The organism is Bacillus sp. BACIII (assembly GCF_057836745.1).
On the sequence record NZ_CM174437.1, the window covers coordinates 2,985,614 to 2,998,331 of the forward strand.

The following is a 12,718-nucleotide window of genomic DNA, read 5'->3' on the forward strand; positions in this document are numbered from 1 at the left end:
ACTTCCTTTTTTTATGATGGTTTGATTTCAGCAGGCTTCAATTTTTGGGCGATCGTTTCGCGAAGGTCCTTTTTGCTGACCTTGCCGACGCCGGTTTTTGGGAAAGAAGCGATAAATTCAACCCGGTCGGGAATTTTATATGCCGCCAGCCCGCGCTCCCTTAAAAACGCTTTCAGCTCTCCCGGTTTCGGCGCTTCTCCTTTCGGAATGACGAACACACAGGACCGCTCTCCGAGAAAATCATCCGGCATTGAAACCATGGCCGCATCATGAACGGCAGGATGAGCCAGAAGGTGATTTTCCACCTCTTCAGCGGCAATCTTTTCGCCGCCCCGGTTGATTTGATCTTTCGCGCGGCCTTCAACGACGATATAACCGTCCGCCGTCAGTTTGACGAGATCGCCGGTCTGATAAAAGCCGTCGTCTGTGAATGATCTTTTATTATGTTCAGGCGCTTTATAATATCCGCGAATCGTGTAAGGGCCGCGTGTAAACAAATGTCCGGTTTCCCCGGGAGCCACGTCCCGTCCGTCATCATCTAAAACCCGCACCTCATCAAATGGTGACATCGGTCTGCCTTGCGTATTGACAATGATCTCCTCGGGATCATCCAGTCTCGTATAATTCACCAATCCTTCCGCCATTCCGAAAACCTGCTGAAGAGTGCATCCGAAAGCGCTTTTCACACGGCGGGCCGCTTCCGCGCTGAATTTGGCGCCTCCAACCTGAAGCACTTGAAGGCTTGATAAATCATCACGTCGCGAAGCGGATGCTTCCATCCACACCATCGCAAGCGGCGGGACGAGCGCTGTAATCGTGACACGCTCTTTTTCAATTAACGGGAAGCAGTCATCCGGACTCGGCGCAGGTGACAGAACAACCCGGCCCCCGGCATATAAAGTTCCCAGCACACCTGGCGAGCTGAGCGGATAGTTATGCGCTGTCGGCAGAGCGGCCAAATAAACGCTGTGATGATCCAAGCCGCATATTTCCGCACTGAGGCGCAGACTGTATATGTAATCATCGTGTGTCCTCGGAATCAGCTTGGACAGCCCCGTACTGCCTCCTGAAAGCTGTAAAAAGGCGACTTCCGCCGGGCTGACGTCTTCCAGCTGGACGGGCTCTCTATGCAGGCTGCTCAGTTCCTGAAATTCCTCAGCCTCGCCGGCCACAATGACATGCGCCAAAGCCGGAAGTTTGTCTTTCACCTGCCTGGCAAGCGTTCTGTAATCAAAGCCTGAATGCGAATCAGGAATGATGTATGCTTTCGCCTCCGCAAACTCGCAGAAATACGTAATCTCACTGCTTCTGTGAGAAGGCAGCGCGAAAACAGGCAGCGCCCCGAGCCGGAACAGCGCAAAAATCACTTCAAAAAACTCAGCGATATTCGGCAGCTGAACGACAACGCGGTCTTCCTTTTGAATACCGAGCTTGTGCAGTCCCGCCGCCAAACGGTCAGCCCTTTCATCCAATTCTTTGTAGGTCCAATGTACATCTTTACACGTCACGGCAGTTTGATCTCCGTATAAAGCCGCACGCTCTTTCAGCATCCCTCCGAACGTTTCACCCTTCCAGCAGCCGTCTTTGCGATATTTGTCAGCCCATTCTTCCGGCCATGGCGTAAATCCAGTCAGCACGATCCGTTTCCTCCTTTTTTACATCTCATCTTGATAAAGCCCCATCGCCCGGAGCATGGTGCGGAATTTCGCCGATGTCTCGTCCAATTCGTCCTGCGGCTTTGATCCGGCGACAATCCCGGCACCCGCAAAGAGCCGGAGAGACCTTGTTTCCGCTTCGGCGCAGCGGAGTGCGATAATCCATTCTCCGTCACCTTCAGCATCACACCAGCCTGCCATTCCCGTGTAGAAATTGCGGTCAAACGGCTCAATATTCTGAATCGCTTCTCTCGCCGCATCCGTCGGCGTTCCGCATACAGCGGGCGTCGGATGAAGAGCGATGGCCAGCTCAAGCGATGTCGTTGACGGATCACTAAGCTCTCCCTTCACCTCGGTGGACAAGTGCCACATCGCCTCAGTTTTAATGAGTGACGGTTTTTCCGGCACATCAAGCACACGGCAGAACGGTTTAAGTGCGGCGGCAACTGCGGTAACAACTACGGCATGTTCATGCAGGTCTTTAGCTGATTGCAGGAGTTCCTCCGCTCTTCTCTGATCCTCAGCCGGATCTGTGCTTCGCGGTCTGGAACCTGCCAGCGGATTGGACAGAATCGATGTTCCGTTTTTCGACAGAAGCAGTTCAGGACTCGCGCCGAAAAGCGTTTTTCTTGTTTCTGACGTTCCCGTCACATCTGCAGCGAATGTATAGCCGCGCGGGTTGTGCTGCGCCAAATGCTTGACGGCCTGGGGAATGTCGATATCTCTTTCAGCGGTCAGATGCAGCGTCCTTGACAGTACAATTTTGCTGAGCGGACCGTCCGTAATGTTTAAAACGCCTTGTTCCACACCGCTCATAAAGCCCTCAGGGTCAGGAACGGGCCGGATATCATATGTATTCGCTTGGGGTTTTTCTGCGGAAGCTTCCGTAAACGAAAGCGGACCTGTCGTAAGGACGGCTTTCGGTACAAAAAGCCGCGAAGCTTTTCTGCCGTCAAACGGAATGGCGCCGGCCGCAATCGGATGTTTAATGCCGGCTTGCTTTGCCTCAAGAAGCGTCTGTCTCACACGTTCAGGCAGTGAGTCCAGCTGATTCTCCGCGTCTGTATCCGGCACTTTTGCAAACACACCTTCTGCAAGGAGCGTACTTTTCGGGGAAGCTAAAAAGAACGCCCCGGGCTTGTAAGCGTCCAGCACCTCTTTTGCAGACACTTCCGTCAATAAATGTTGATTTGTCATGATTGTCCCTCCTTCTCGTTACATCAAATGCCTAAAGTAGCGCCGCCGTCCACGCATAAATCATGCATCGTGATATGGCTTGCCTGTTCAGAGGCCAGAAACAAAACAGCATTTGCAATATCAGAAGGCTTTGCCAGCTTTTGAAGCGGAATTCCCGTTTTATATGTATCAAGCGAACCTCTGATAACGTCCTGTGCTCCGTTTTCATCCCGCCACAGCGCCCGCTGCATGTCGGTTTCCGTTGAACCGGGAGATACGATATTGCAGCGGATATGATAGGCCGCAAGCTCCAGTCCGAGGCATTTCGTAAACATGACGGCAGCCGCTTTCGACGCCGCATAAGCCGCCATGGAAGCACGCGGAACTCCGGCTGCATTTGAACCGACCGTTACGATGGCGCCTTTTTTCCGCTCCATCATGTATCGGCTGACAGCCCGTGACACATGAAATACACCGGTCGTATTTACTGAAAATGTTTGATCCCACTCTTCATCACTGAGGGAATGCACCGGCCCCGGCCGCAGCACGCCCGCAACGTTCGCCAATATTTCAATAGGACCCATGTCGCGTTCAACGGCGGCGATGATATCATTGACAGCGGCACTGTCTGATACATCTGCTGCGAAAGCCTGTGCCTGCACGCCTTTTTCCCGGAGTCTCTCAGTAAGCCCCCGAAGCAGGCCTTCGTTCTTATCTATAGCAGCCACATTTACGCCTTGTTCAGCAAGGGCGAGCGCTGTTGCTTCTCCGATGCCTTGAGCGGCGCCGGTGACAACCGCCGTTTTCCCTCTCATTCCCAATGCGTCCATATTATCATTCCCTTTCTATATTGATAATGATTATCATTATCAATTATGATTCAAGACAATCATATCCAAATCAAAACACTCCGTCAATTAGAAAATTAGAATCAGCCGCATTTAGTTCGAAGGGCCTGTTTTTTTCAGGCAGGAGAATACGGGGTATGCGGCCCTCCCGGATTCAGGCAGAAACGCAGGGCCCTGCTGATTAAAACGGGCAGGACAGAGATATGGCCCTCTCCTTCAAACTCGCGGTATTCAGCGCGGACTCCGCCACCTTCAAACTCAGATAGTACAGAATACAGCGCCTCTGCGTGCTGCGGAATTCTGCTTTTATGTGTCTTTTCAATTTCTCCCGCCGCCAGCAGTACGCTGACTTGAAGATTGTCCTCAGAGAGCCGGTCTGATAAACGCTCCGCTTCTTCCTGAATAAAACGTTTGTTCCAGTGAATGGACGGACTCCCGGCAACATAGATCTGGAACATATCCGGTCTCGTCAAAAGCACTTGCAGCACAAAAAGACCGCCCAGCGAATGGCCGAAAATCGTCTGTCTGTCTCTGTCGATCGGATAATCCCGCTCCACCGCGGGCTTTACTGCTTCTTCTATAAATGCCAGAAATGCTTCCGCTCCTCCCTGTTCGGGCCACGCCGCGCCGCGCGGATGCACCGGCAGTTCTGATTCAGAGAGCGGCATCGTAAAATCACTATGGCGTTCGGCGGAAAACGGCTGATCAGTCGGGTAGCCGATTCCGACAATCACCGCCGGGACAACGCCTGTTTTTTCCGGCCGGCGGCTTTGCACCCGCAACGCTTCGGCCATTGTACCGAACACGGAATTCGCATCAAGCAGATAGATGACGGGAAAGCCGGATGGAGGCGGTTCTTCCTGAGGAAAAGAGACAAAGATACGATACGTACGGCCTCCTTTTGAACGCATTTCTCTTACTTCTGTACCCGGAATCGCGTATCGTCCGGCCTGCGCGAGACCCCGCTTTGTTTGTTTTCCGTCCATTATGAGTTCATCCCCTCTATGACATTCGCTCCGCTTATTGATAATGATTTTCAATATCAAAAGACACCTCAAATAATAGATTTTTTGCCAAACAAAGTCAATGGATTTTGGATATAAAAAAAGCACCTTATTTCAATAAGGTACCTAAGAACTATATGATGATATGTGTTTAATCCCATGTAAAGCGCTGATTTTTCCATGGATCTCCCCTCATATGGTAGCCGTTTTTCTCCCAAAAGCCGGGGTGGTTTTCCTTTGTGAACTGAATGCCGCGCAGCCATTTGGCGCTTTTCCAAAAATAAAGATGGGGGAAAACGCCTCTGAGCGGATAGCCGTGCTCGGGCGTTAACGGCTCGCCGTTATGCGCATATGCCAGCAGGGATGTCTCCCGCGTAAAATCAGAAAGCGGCAGATTGGCCGTCCAGCCCTCTTCAGCGTGCAACATGACGAAACCGGCTTCTTTGTGCACACCCGCTTTCTCAGCGATGTCTTTCGCGCGTATGCCCTGCCAGACGTTATCAAGACGGGACCAGCCCGTGACGCAATGAATATCATTTTTCAATTCGGCTTTCGGTAAGGCTTTAATATCGTCAAAGCTTAACAGCATAGGACGATCGACAAGCCCGTACACCTGCAGGTTCCATTTTGACATATCTTCATAATAAGGAACATTTCCAGCGTGAAGCACGGGAAACTTCGTTGTGACATTTTGGTTTGGCGGAATCCGATCCGACTGTCCTGTTTGTTTCGTTTTCCCGAAAAACATATGGCTCCCTCCATTTAGTAAACCTATATAAAATTCGTGTTGACAATTAATTATCCTTCGATTACGCTAATCTGGTACAAGTGTAAGGGGGAAAAACAAATGAAACAACGCAACCTTCGCGCGGGCGATATGGCGCTTATCGGCATGTTTGCCGCACTGATGGCCATCGGCGCCAACATTACATCAATGGCTCCCTTTTTGCAAGTTGCGGGAATTCCGCTATCGCTGCAGCCTTTCTTTTGTCTGTTAGCCGCGATGCTTCTCGGCACAAGACGGGCCGCCATTGCAATGACGGTATACGCATTGGCCGGACTCGCGGGAGCTCCCATCTTCGCCCAATTCTCAGCAGGCTTTGCGCCGTTTATCGGAAAGAGCGGGGGATTTATTCTCGCTTACATCCCGGCGGCATTTGCAGCCGGCTGGCTGCTGGAAAAGACAAAAGAACCCGGCCGTCTGCATTATGCATGGGCCTCTTTGATCGGTACCGCGGTCATTTATATCATTGGCACGACCTATACGTATATTGCGCTGAAATTATGGCTTCATGCTCCGATCAGCTACGGAATGGCCTGGTTTTATATGATTTGGTTTTTCATAAAAGATATCATTTTAGCACTGGTATTGGCATCTGTCGCGCCTGCCGTTTACAGGTCCATTCATAAAGCGACGGGCTTCAATCGAAATCCGGCGTAAGTTTTTTCAGCATTCAAAAAGGCTCCCCTTCCCGGGAGCCTTTTTTCACAGGACAACTGCGGCAATCCAGCCGAATATTACAAGCGGAATGTTATAGAAAATAAATGTCGGGACGCACGTATCCCAAATGTGGTGGTGCTGTCCGTCAGCGCTGAGGCCTGACGTCGGCCCGAGCGTACTGTCACTTGCAGGAGAACCCGCATCACCGACCGCAGCAGCCGCTCCGATGACGGCGATCGTCGCCATCGGGCTGAATCCGAGCTGAGCGCACAGCGGGACAAATATGGTCGTAATGACGGGTACGGTTGCAAATGACGATCCGATTCCCATCGTGATTAATAAACCGACGATCAGCATCAGGAGCGCGCCTAACGATTGGCTGTGGCCGATAAAGCCTGTTGATGCTTTGACCAAGGAAGCCACATCGCCCGTTTTGTTCAATACATTTGAAAAACCGGCCGCAACAAGCATGACAAACCCGATAAAGGCCATCAGAATCATGCCGTCTGTGATCAGCTTATCCGCTTCATTGCGCTTCATGACTCCGCTGATAAACAGCGTAAACAAGCCGGCGAGCGCGCCCATGATCATGCCTTCCACGCCGAGCACCTGTGACAGGTAGAGCTGAACGGCAAGCGACACGGCAATGGAGAACAGGGCGATGGCAATGCTTTTCTTCGTATAAGGAGAAGACGATAATCCGGCAATCTCCTTCGTCTCATATTTCTTCGGTTTCCGGAAGAAGATGACGGCTAAAATTAAACCGACTGCCATCCCCGCCGTCGGGATAATTAAAGCATATGGGATATCACTGAGCGGCACCTTTAAACCGGCTGACGCCATATTATCTCTCAGCATTCCCTGGAAAATCTGTCCGAAACCGATCGGCAGAACGATGTACGGCGCAGTCAGTCCGAATGTCATCACACACGCGACCAGCCTGCGGTCCATTTCAAGTTCGTTAAATATTTTTAAAAGCGGCGGAATTAATACCGGAATAAACGCAATGTGAACGGGCACCACGTTTTGCGAGAAACAGGATATGATTAAAATAATCAGTACGATTAATACTTTAGACAGTGCTTTTTTCCGCGAATCTTCCTTTTTACCGATTAGTTTGACAGACGCTTCGACCATTGCATCGGGAAGCCCCGTCTTTGTCAGCGCCGCGGCAAATGCTCCGAGCAGCGCGTAGCTGACCGCGACGGTGGCATTTCCGCCGAGACCGTCCGTAAAAGCCTTCACCGTCTCTCCGAGGCCTAAGCCGCCTGTCAGTCCGCCGGCAAGCGCTCCGATCATTAAAGCTATAATAATATTGACACGCAGCAGGCTTAAGACGAGCATAAGCAATACTGCGACAACAACAGCATTCATTGATGAGTCCCTCCAAAAATCCTTTAGTTTGCTAATGTAGTAGATAATTAAAGTTAACATACATTCCGCGCTTTAGTCAACTAAAGATTTTGGAGATCAAAAAAACCCGCTGCATCAAGGCAGCGGGTGCTGTTATCTTTCAGGCGTAAACCGCTCAGTTAAAACGGCCAGCGTCCTTGCCATGACGCCTGTTGCGCCGGCAGGGCCGAAGCATGTCGCTTTATTCGCCGTCGCGGTTCCCGCAATATCGAGATGAACCCACGGGGTGTTTTCCGCGAATTCACCAATGAATGTGCCCGCCATAATCGCGTGGCCTTCTCTTCCCGGAGAATTGTTCAAATCAGCCATCTGACTGTTTCTCACGCGTTTTTTATCCTTTTCTGTAATCGGAAGCTGCCAGATCGGCTCTCCGGATTCCTTCGCCGATTCTGCCACCTGCTTATAAAATCCGGCGTGATTGGTCATGGCGCCCGTCATTTCGTTTCCTAAGGCGACAATGACACCGCCCGTTAACGTTGCGACGTCTACGAGGACAGAGGCTCCGTGCTGCTTGGCATATGTGATGCCGTCGGCAAGCACGAGGCGGCCTTCCGCATCGGTGTTCAGAATCTCAATGGTTTTTCCGCTGAGCGAGACGATGACGTCATCCGGCTTCATCGCATCAGACGAGATCATGTTGTCCGTAGACGGAATAACGGCGAGCACATTTTGTTCAGGCCGCAGTTCGCCGATAATTTCCATTGCGCCCAATACCGAAGCCGCCCCTCCCATATCGCTTTTCATGCCGACGATGCCGGTTTTCGGCTTAATTGAATATCCGCCGGTATCAAAGGTAATTCCTTTTCCGACCAGGCCGATGACATCTTCCCATTCATCTTTGCCCTGATACTTCAGAACGATCATTTTCGGCGGTTCGGATGAGCCTTTGTTAACGGCTAGCAGCCCGCCCATTCCGAGCTCTTCCATTTCTTCTTTTTCTAAAATTTCACACTCAAAATCATATTTTGCCGCAAGCTCAGCGGCATATGACGCCAAATCGGTGGCCGTCAGCATATTTCCCGGCATGTTCACAAGCGTGCGGGCTGAATTCGTCCCTTGGCCGTATGCCGCGCCGACGTTCAGGCCGGCCTGCACTTCCCTCAGGTCTTCTTCGGTCACGGCGCAGACGGAAGTCAGTTCCTGATCCGGTTCATTCGATTTATGTTTATAATCCTGCACCTCATAAACCGCAAGCAGACAGCTTTCCGAAAGCGCATGAGCGGCATCGGCGGCAGGCACTTCACCGGAGACGAACGTATCAAGCAGAACGGATACTTCTTGTTTTTTATCTTGGTGAATCTGCTGAAACACGCGTGCGAAGCATTCTTTCGCATCTTCAAACGAATAATCCGCTTCCCTTCCCAAGCCGATAAAGTAAATACGTTTCATACCCGTCGCAGCCGGAGGGTATACTTTTGATACACGATTGCGTTTGGCAGACACATCACCGTCCTTTAACAGCTGTGTCAAATGTCCGTCCAGTTTATCATCCAATTCCTTCGTAAATCCGCTCAGCGTGCTTTTTTGAAAAAGACCGATGACAAGGGTTTCGGGATGCCGCAATTGATCAGATGCATAAAACATGAGTACACACTCCTTATGTGGGTATTTGTTATGTAAAGTGGTATAATGAAAAAACATTTTTCCATTGATTTTATTTTACCAAACTAAGGGCGTTTTCTGCAGTTTTTCGATATGATCGGACTTTCGCAGATACAGAAAGGATGTCGCATATGGATGTACTTATGAATTTTCCTTTACTGGCGAGTTTTGCTGCCATTATTTTTGCCCAAGTTGTAAAAGTGCCTATTCAATTTATCGTATCCAAAAAACTTGACTGGTCTCTTGTGACGAGCACCGGCGGCATGCCGAGCTCCCATTCCGCCGCCGTCACCGCGCTGTCAACCGGAGTCGCTTTGGAACAGGGACTGGACTCGCCTCTGTTTGCAGTCGCCGCGATTTTCGCCGTCATTACGATGTTTGACGCTACCGGTGTCAGGCGGCATGCGGGTGAACAGGCGACGGTCATTAATAAACTGGTCATCGACTTTAATCGGTTTGTCAGCGAAGCGAAAGACTTTCAGAAAGCGGAAGAGAAAGAAAAACAGAAGAAACTGAAAGAACTGCTCGGCCATCAGCCGATCGAAGTGTTCTTCGGCGGCGTCACCGGCATTGTACTGACACTGATCTTAGATTATTTCTTTATGTAAAAAACGCTTCAGCGGATGCTGAAGCGTTTTTATTCTTTTACCGTTTTGTATTGATTTCTGAAGACTTGAAGTGACTTTGTTTCGTTCAGCTTTACAAGTTCGTCCTCGGTCACTTTGCCGTTCCCTTTTTTGACAATGTAGACATCAAGTGTTTTTTTGCCCCAGTTGTTATAGACGTCCTTTACGGTGTCAAAGTAGAGATCCAGGCGGCTGCCTTTAATTTTCGAGCCGGTATCGGCGACAACCCCGTATCCGTAATTCGGTATAAACAGAATCGTCCCGATCGGGAAAACAGACGGATCGGCCGCCACAGTTGAATATAAATCGCGTTTGACCTTCACGCCTGAATATGTAATTCCATACTGCGGATGGCCCGGAGATTTCCCCGTAGATTCCGCTCCTGCGGTATAACCGGTGGCGGTCACCTTTTTTGACGGATAGCGTTCCCAGTCAAAAGCTTCTTCCAGCGGTTTTACCTTGCCTGATGCCTTCTTTTCCGGCTGATTCTGTAAGGACTGAAACGGAGTGCCGATGTTTTTCAAAACGGCGCCGTGATGTTCCGTCATCCAATTTGTCAGATCCTTTGCTTCAACACCCGTTATGGAAAAGTATGTCGCATGGCATGCGCCAAAAAAGAGCGCGATCATGAATACGCGTCTGATTATCGTCAATCTGAAATCACTCTCCTCCGAGTCAGTGTTCCCAACCCGGTGAGGTGCTATACAAAAAGCGCCGAGGCACAAAAAAAGCTTTCTCGAATAAGAAAGCGGCTTAAAACATTTGATATCCTCTTTTTCTCAGCGCCTTTATGGCAATGCCTGACATGATCGCTCCCGCCAGTCCGCCTGCCAAAATCACGACATCCGCAGCTGCTAATGACATGATCCGCTGAAACAGGCTTTGAAATGATTCCCCCGGCGCCTGCACGTAACTGATCATCTTTTTATTGCTGATAATGAAAAGGCATACAATCGGATAGACAACAGCCATAATCCACGACATTCTCAGCAGCATGTTCAACAGAAAGCCAATGCCGAAAAACAGGACGAAAAATAGTACGATTGAGATCAGGACCACCGGCAAACTAATCACAAACATCCACCCCCTACAGCACTTTCAGTGTACCTCGGGGGCGGTAAAAAAGTCAACGTCTGGAAAAATCAGCGTCTCTCTTTGCCGCTTCCCTGGCAGGAGGGACATGTTTCGGAGCCGCCAAGAAGCAATTGAAAATACCCTTTACCTGAGCAGAACGGACACGCCGCCGTGCTTTTTGCTGTCGTTTTCATGCGGTTCACTCCTTTTTCTTAATTTTCTGATAATATATCATATTTACTTGTCAAGCAACAAGTCAGAATATGTAACAAATCATTTCATGTAAGCGGAAACATTCATTTTTTTCTCTTACATGCTTTATATAACGCTCTTTTTTGAAAGAAGAAAAAACCCGCGCCTGCGGGTTTTTCAGAAGAATTTAAACTTCCCTTTTTTCAGTGTCAGGCCGAGTCCGCCGATCATAAATAACGAGCGGTTGTCAATGACCTTTTTCATAAAGGATGCCGGCGTGCCTTTGAGCTTCCTGCCATATACGACACCGACCGCGTTATGCTCACCGAGGGAGGCGACGGTTCCTTTAATGTCCGGCTTGAACTCTTCAAGCTGGCCTCCTTTAATCAGACGGCCCAGGTTTTTAGCCGCGGTTTCTCCTTGCTGCATCGCGATCTGAGCAGTCGGCGGGTACGGCCGTTCCGTCTCTTCATTAATAAAGAGCGAGCTGTCGCCGAGAATAAAGACGTTATCATGGCCGGGCGCCCGAAGATCGGGATTGACTTTGACGCGGCCGCGCATATTTTCAAAGCCCGCTTCCTCCACGATCGGATGTCCGCGTACGCCTGCGGCCCAGACAACGGTCTGCGATTTGATTTCTTCCGGCTCTTCATCCTTCTTGCCGACTGTGACACCGTCCGCGCGGCATTCTTGAACCGCGGTGCCGATTTTAAACTCAACTCCCTTGCTCTCAAGGTATTGAACGGCGTAATCGACAAGCTCCGGATCAAATCCCGGCAGAACCGTCGGAGCGGCTTCGACGCAGACGATCCGGACGAGACTTTCATCTATATCATAATTTCTGCATAACTCCGGCTTGCGGTTCGCAAGTTCACCGAGAAATTCAATTCCCGTAAAGCCCGCTCCGCCGACGACGATGGTTAAGCGGTCGGGGCGTTTTTCGGCCTCCGTATTGTATGTCGCAAATTGGAGCTCAATATGGTCTTTCAGCTGACGTGACGTATTAATATTCGCGATCGGAAAGGCGAACTCTTTTAATCCTTTAATCCCGAATGTTTCAGGGACGGCGCCAAGCCCGATAACGAGATAATCATAAGGGATGTCCCCTTGTGAAAGCGTCACCTTTTTATTTTGCACATCTATTGCTTTTACGGTATCCTGCACAAATTTGACCCGTGATTCATTAATTACATCTTTCACTTGATATCTGCAGCGGTCATGGTGCAGCGTTCCTGCGCTCGCTTCATGCATCCATGTCGTTTCATAATGATAATTGTGTTTATTAACCAAAGTGATTTCGGCGTCATTTGCCCCGATATGCTTCGGAAGCCTTGTTACTGTCATTAATCCACCATAACCTGCACCTAGAACCACGATTTTGGGTTTATTCAATGCCATCACATCCACCTTCTTTTTTTTGCTGTTAGACGCATAATCAAATCAACATTTGTATTAGCTTCAGCTTATTGGCGGGATTTTATGAAATGAATTATAAATTTTTTAGAAAACCGCACATGTCTGCATATCACCATACTATCCGGAAGCATCGGAAAACATTCAGGAAAAAACAGATTGGAATTTGTCCCCATATTAGCGGCAGGCGCAATTTTTTTCAAGAATGAAGCGGCCGGGCGGTTTTCGGCACTCGTCATCCTTTCAAATTCTATGTTATAATTAATAACAATTT

Annotated in this window: 13 protein-coding genes; 2 read left to right on the forward strand and 11 right to left on the reverse strand. The window is 49.8% G+C overall.

All coding sequences use genetic code 11. The features are described 5' to 3' along the window. Positions 1-11: 11 nt before the first annotated feature. From ACXN9U_RS14550 to ACXN9U_RS14570, 5 genes are all read right to left on the reverse strand, one after another. Positions 12-1,637 (reverse strand): (2,3-dihydroxybenzoyl)adenylate synthase, encoded by a 1,626-nt coding sequence (locus ACXN9U_RS14550; protein WP_489201825.1) that lies wholly within the window; start codon positions 1,635-1,637, stop codon positions 12-14. Positions 1,638-1,655: 18 nt separating this feature from the next. Next, on the reverse strand, positions 1,656-2,852 hold the full coding sequence (gene dhbC / locus ACXN9U_RS14555) for an isochorismate synthase DhbC (RefSeq protein ID WP_489201826.1): 1,197 nt from the start codon (positions 2,850-2,852) through the stop codon (positions 1,656-1,658). 23 nt (positions 2,853-2,875) lie between these two features. Next, positions 2,876-3,661 carry a 2,3-dihydro-2,3-dihydroxybenzoate dehydrogenase gene (locus ACXN9U_RS14560; RefSeq protein WP_060964401.1) on the reverse strand — a complete coding sequence of 262 codons (786 nt, stop codon included), beginning with the start codon at positions 3,659-3,661 and terminating at the stop codon, positions 2,876-2,878. Positions 3,662-3,795: 134 nt separating this feature from the next. After that, the gene (locus ACXN9U_RS14565) at positions 3,796-4,665 is read right to left on the reverse strand and encodes an alpha/beta hydrolase (RefSeq protein ID WP_489201827.1); all 870 of its coding nucleotides are present in this window, start codon (positions 4,663-4,665) and stop codon (positions 3,796-3,798) included. A gap of 169 nt (positions 4,666-4,834) precedes the next feature. Beyond that, the gene (locus ACXN9U_RS14570) at positions 4,835-5,431 is read right to left on the reverse strand and encodes a sulfite oxidase-like oxidoreductase (protein ID WP_060964399.1); all 597 of its coding nucleotides are present in this window, start codon (positions 5,429-5,431) and stop codon (positions 4,835-4,837) included. Between the two features lie 99 nt (positions 5,432-5,530). On the opposite strand from ACXN9U_RS14570, the gene ACXN9U_RS14575 reads away from it, so the two are divergent. Then, positions 5,531-6,124, forward strand: a complete 594-nt coding sequence (locus tag ACXN9U_RS14575) for a biotin transporter BioY (protein ID WP_489201828.1) — start codon at positions 5,531-5,533, stop codon at positions 6,122-6,124. Positions 6,125-6,169: 45 nt separating this feature from the next. Here ACXN9U_RS14575 and ACXN9U_RS14580 read toward each other — a convergent pair whose 3' ends face one another. Then, a complete protein-coding gene (locus ACXN9U_RS14580) occupies positions 6,170-7,498 on the reverse strand; it encodes a Na+/H+ antiporter NhaC family protein (RefSeq protein ID WP_060964397.1) in 1,329 nt (442 codons plus the stop codon). 132 nt (positions 7,499-7,630) lie between these two features. Continuing rightward, positions 7,631-9,121 carry a leucyl aminopeptidase gene (locus ACXN9U_RS14585; protein WP_060964396.1) on the reverse strand — a complete coding sequence of 497 codons (1,491 nt, stop codon included), beginning with the start codon at positions 9,119-9,121 and terminating at the stop codon, positions 7,631-7,633. Positions 9,122-9,270: 149 nt separating this feature from the next. On the opposite strand from ACXN9U_RS14585, the gene ACXN9U_RS14590 reads away from it, so the two are divergent. Next, on the forward strand, positions 9,271-9,747 hold the full coding sequence (locus tag ACXN9U_RS14590) for a divergent PAP2 family protein (RefSeq protein ID WP_021495380.1): 477 nt from the start codon (positions 9,271-9,273) through the stop codon (positions 9,745-9,747). A 29-nt stretch (positions 9,748-9,776) separates the two neighbouring features. Here ACXN9U_RS14590 and ACXN9U_RS14595 read toward each other — a convergent pair whose 3' ends face one another. The 4 genes from ACXN9U_RS14595 to ACXN9U_RS14610 form a co-directional block, all read right to left on the reverse strand. Beyond that, positions 9,777-10,418, reverse strand: a complete 642-nt coding sequence (locus ACXN9U_RS14595; RefSeq protein ID WP_489201829.1) for a 3D domain-containing protein — start codon at positions 10,416-10,418, stop codon at positions 9,777-9,779. 100 nt (positions 10,419-10,518) lie between these two features. Beyond that, positions 10,519-10,839 (reverse strand): YuiB family protein, encoded by a 321-nt coding sequence (locus ACXN9U_RS14600; RefSeq protein ID WP_029575317.1) that lies wholly within the window; start codon positions 10,837-10,839, stop codon positions 10,519-10,521. A 68-nt stretch (positions 10,840-10,907) separates the two neighbouring features. Then, positions 10,908-11,033: a YuiA family protein gene (locus ACXN9U_RS14605; protein ID WP_007408708.1), complete on the reverse strand. Its 126-nt coding sequence runs from the start codon at positions 11,031-11,033 to the stop codon at positions 10,908-10,910. A gap of 175 nt (positions 11,034-11,208) precedes the next feature. After that, positions 11,209-12,429 carry an NAD(P)/FAD-dependent oxidoreductase gene (locus ACXN9U_RS14610; RefSeq protein ID WP_060964394.1) on the reverse strand — a complete coding sequence of 407 codons (1,221 nt, stop codon included), beginning with the start codon at positions 12,427-12,429 and terminating at the stop codon, positions 11,209-11,211. Positions 12,430-12,718: the final 289 nt, after the last annotated feature.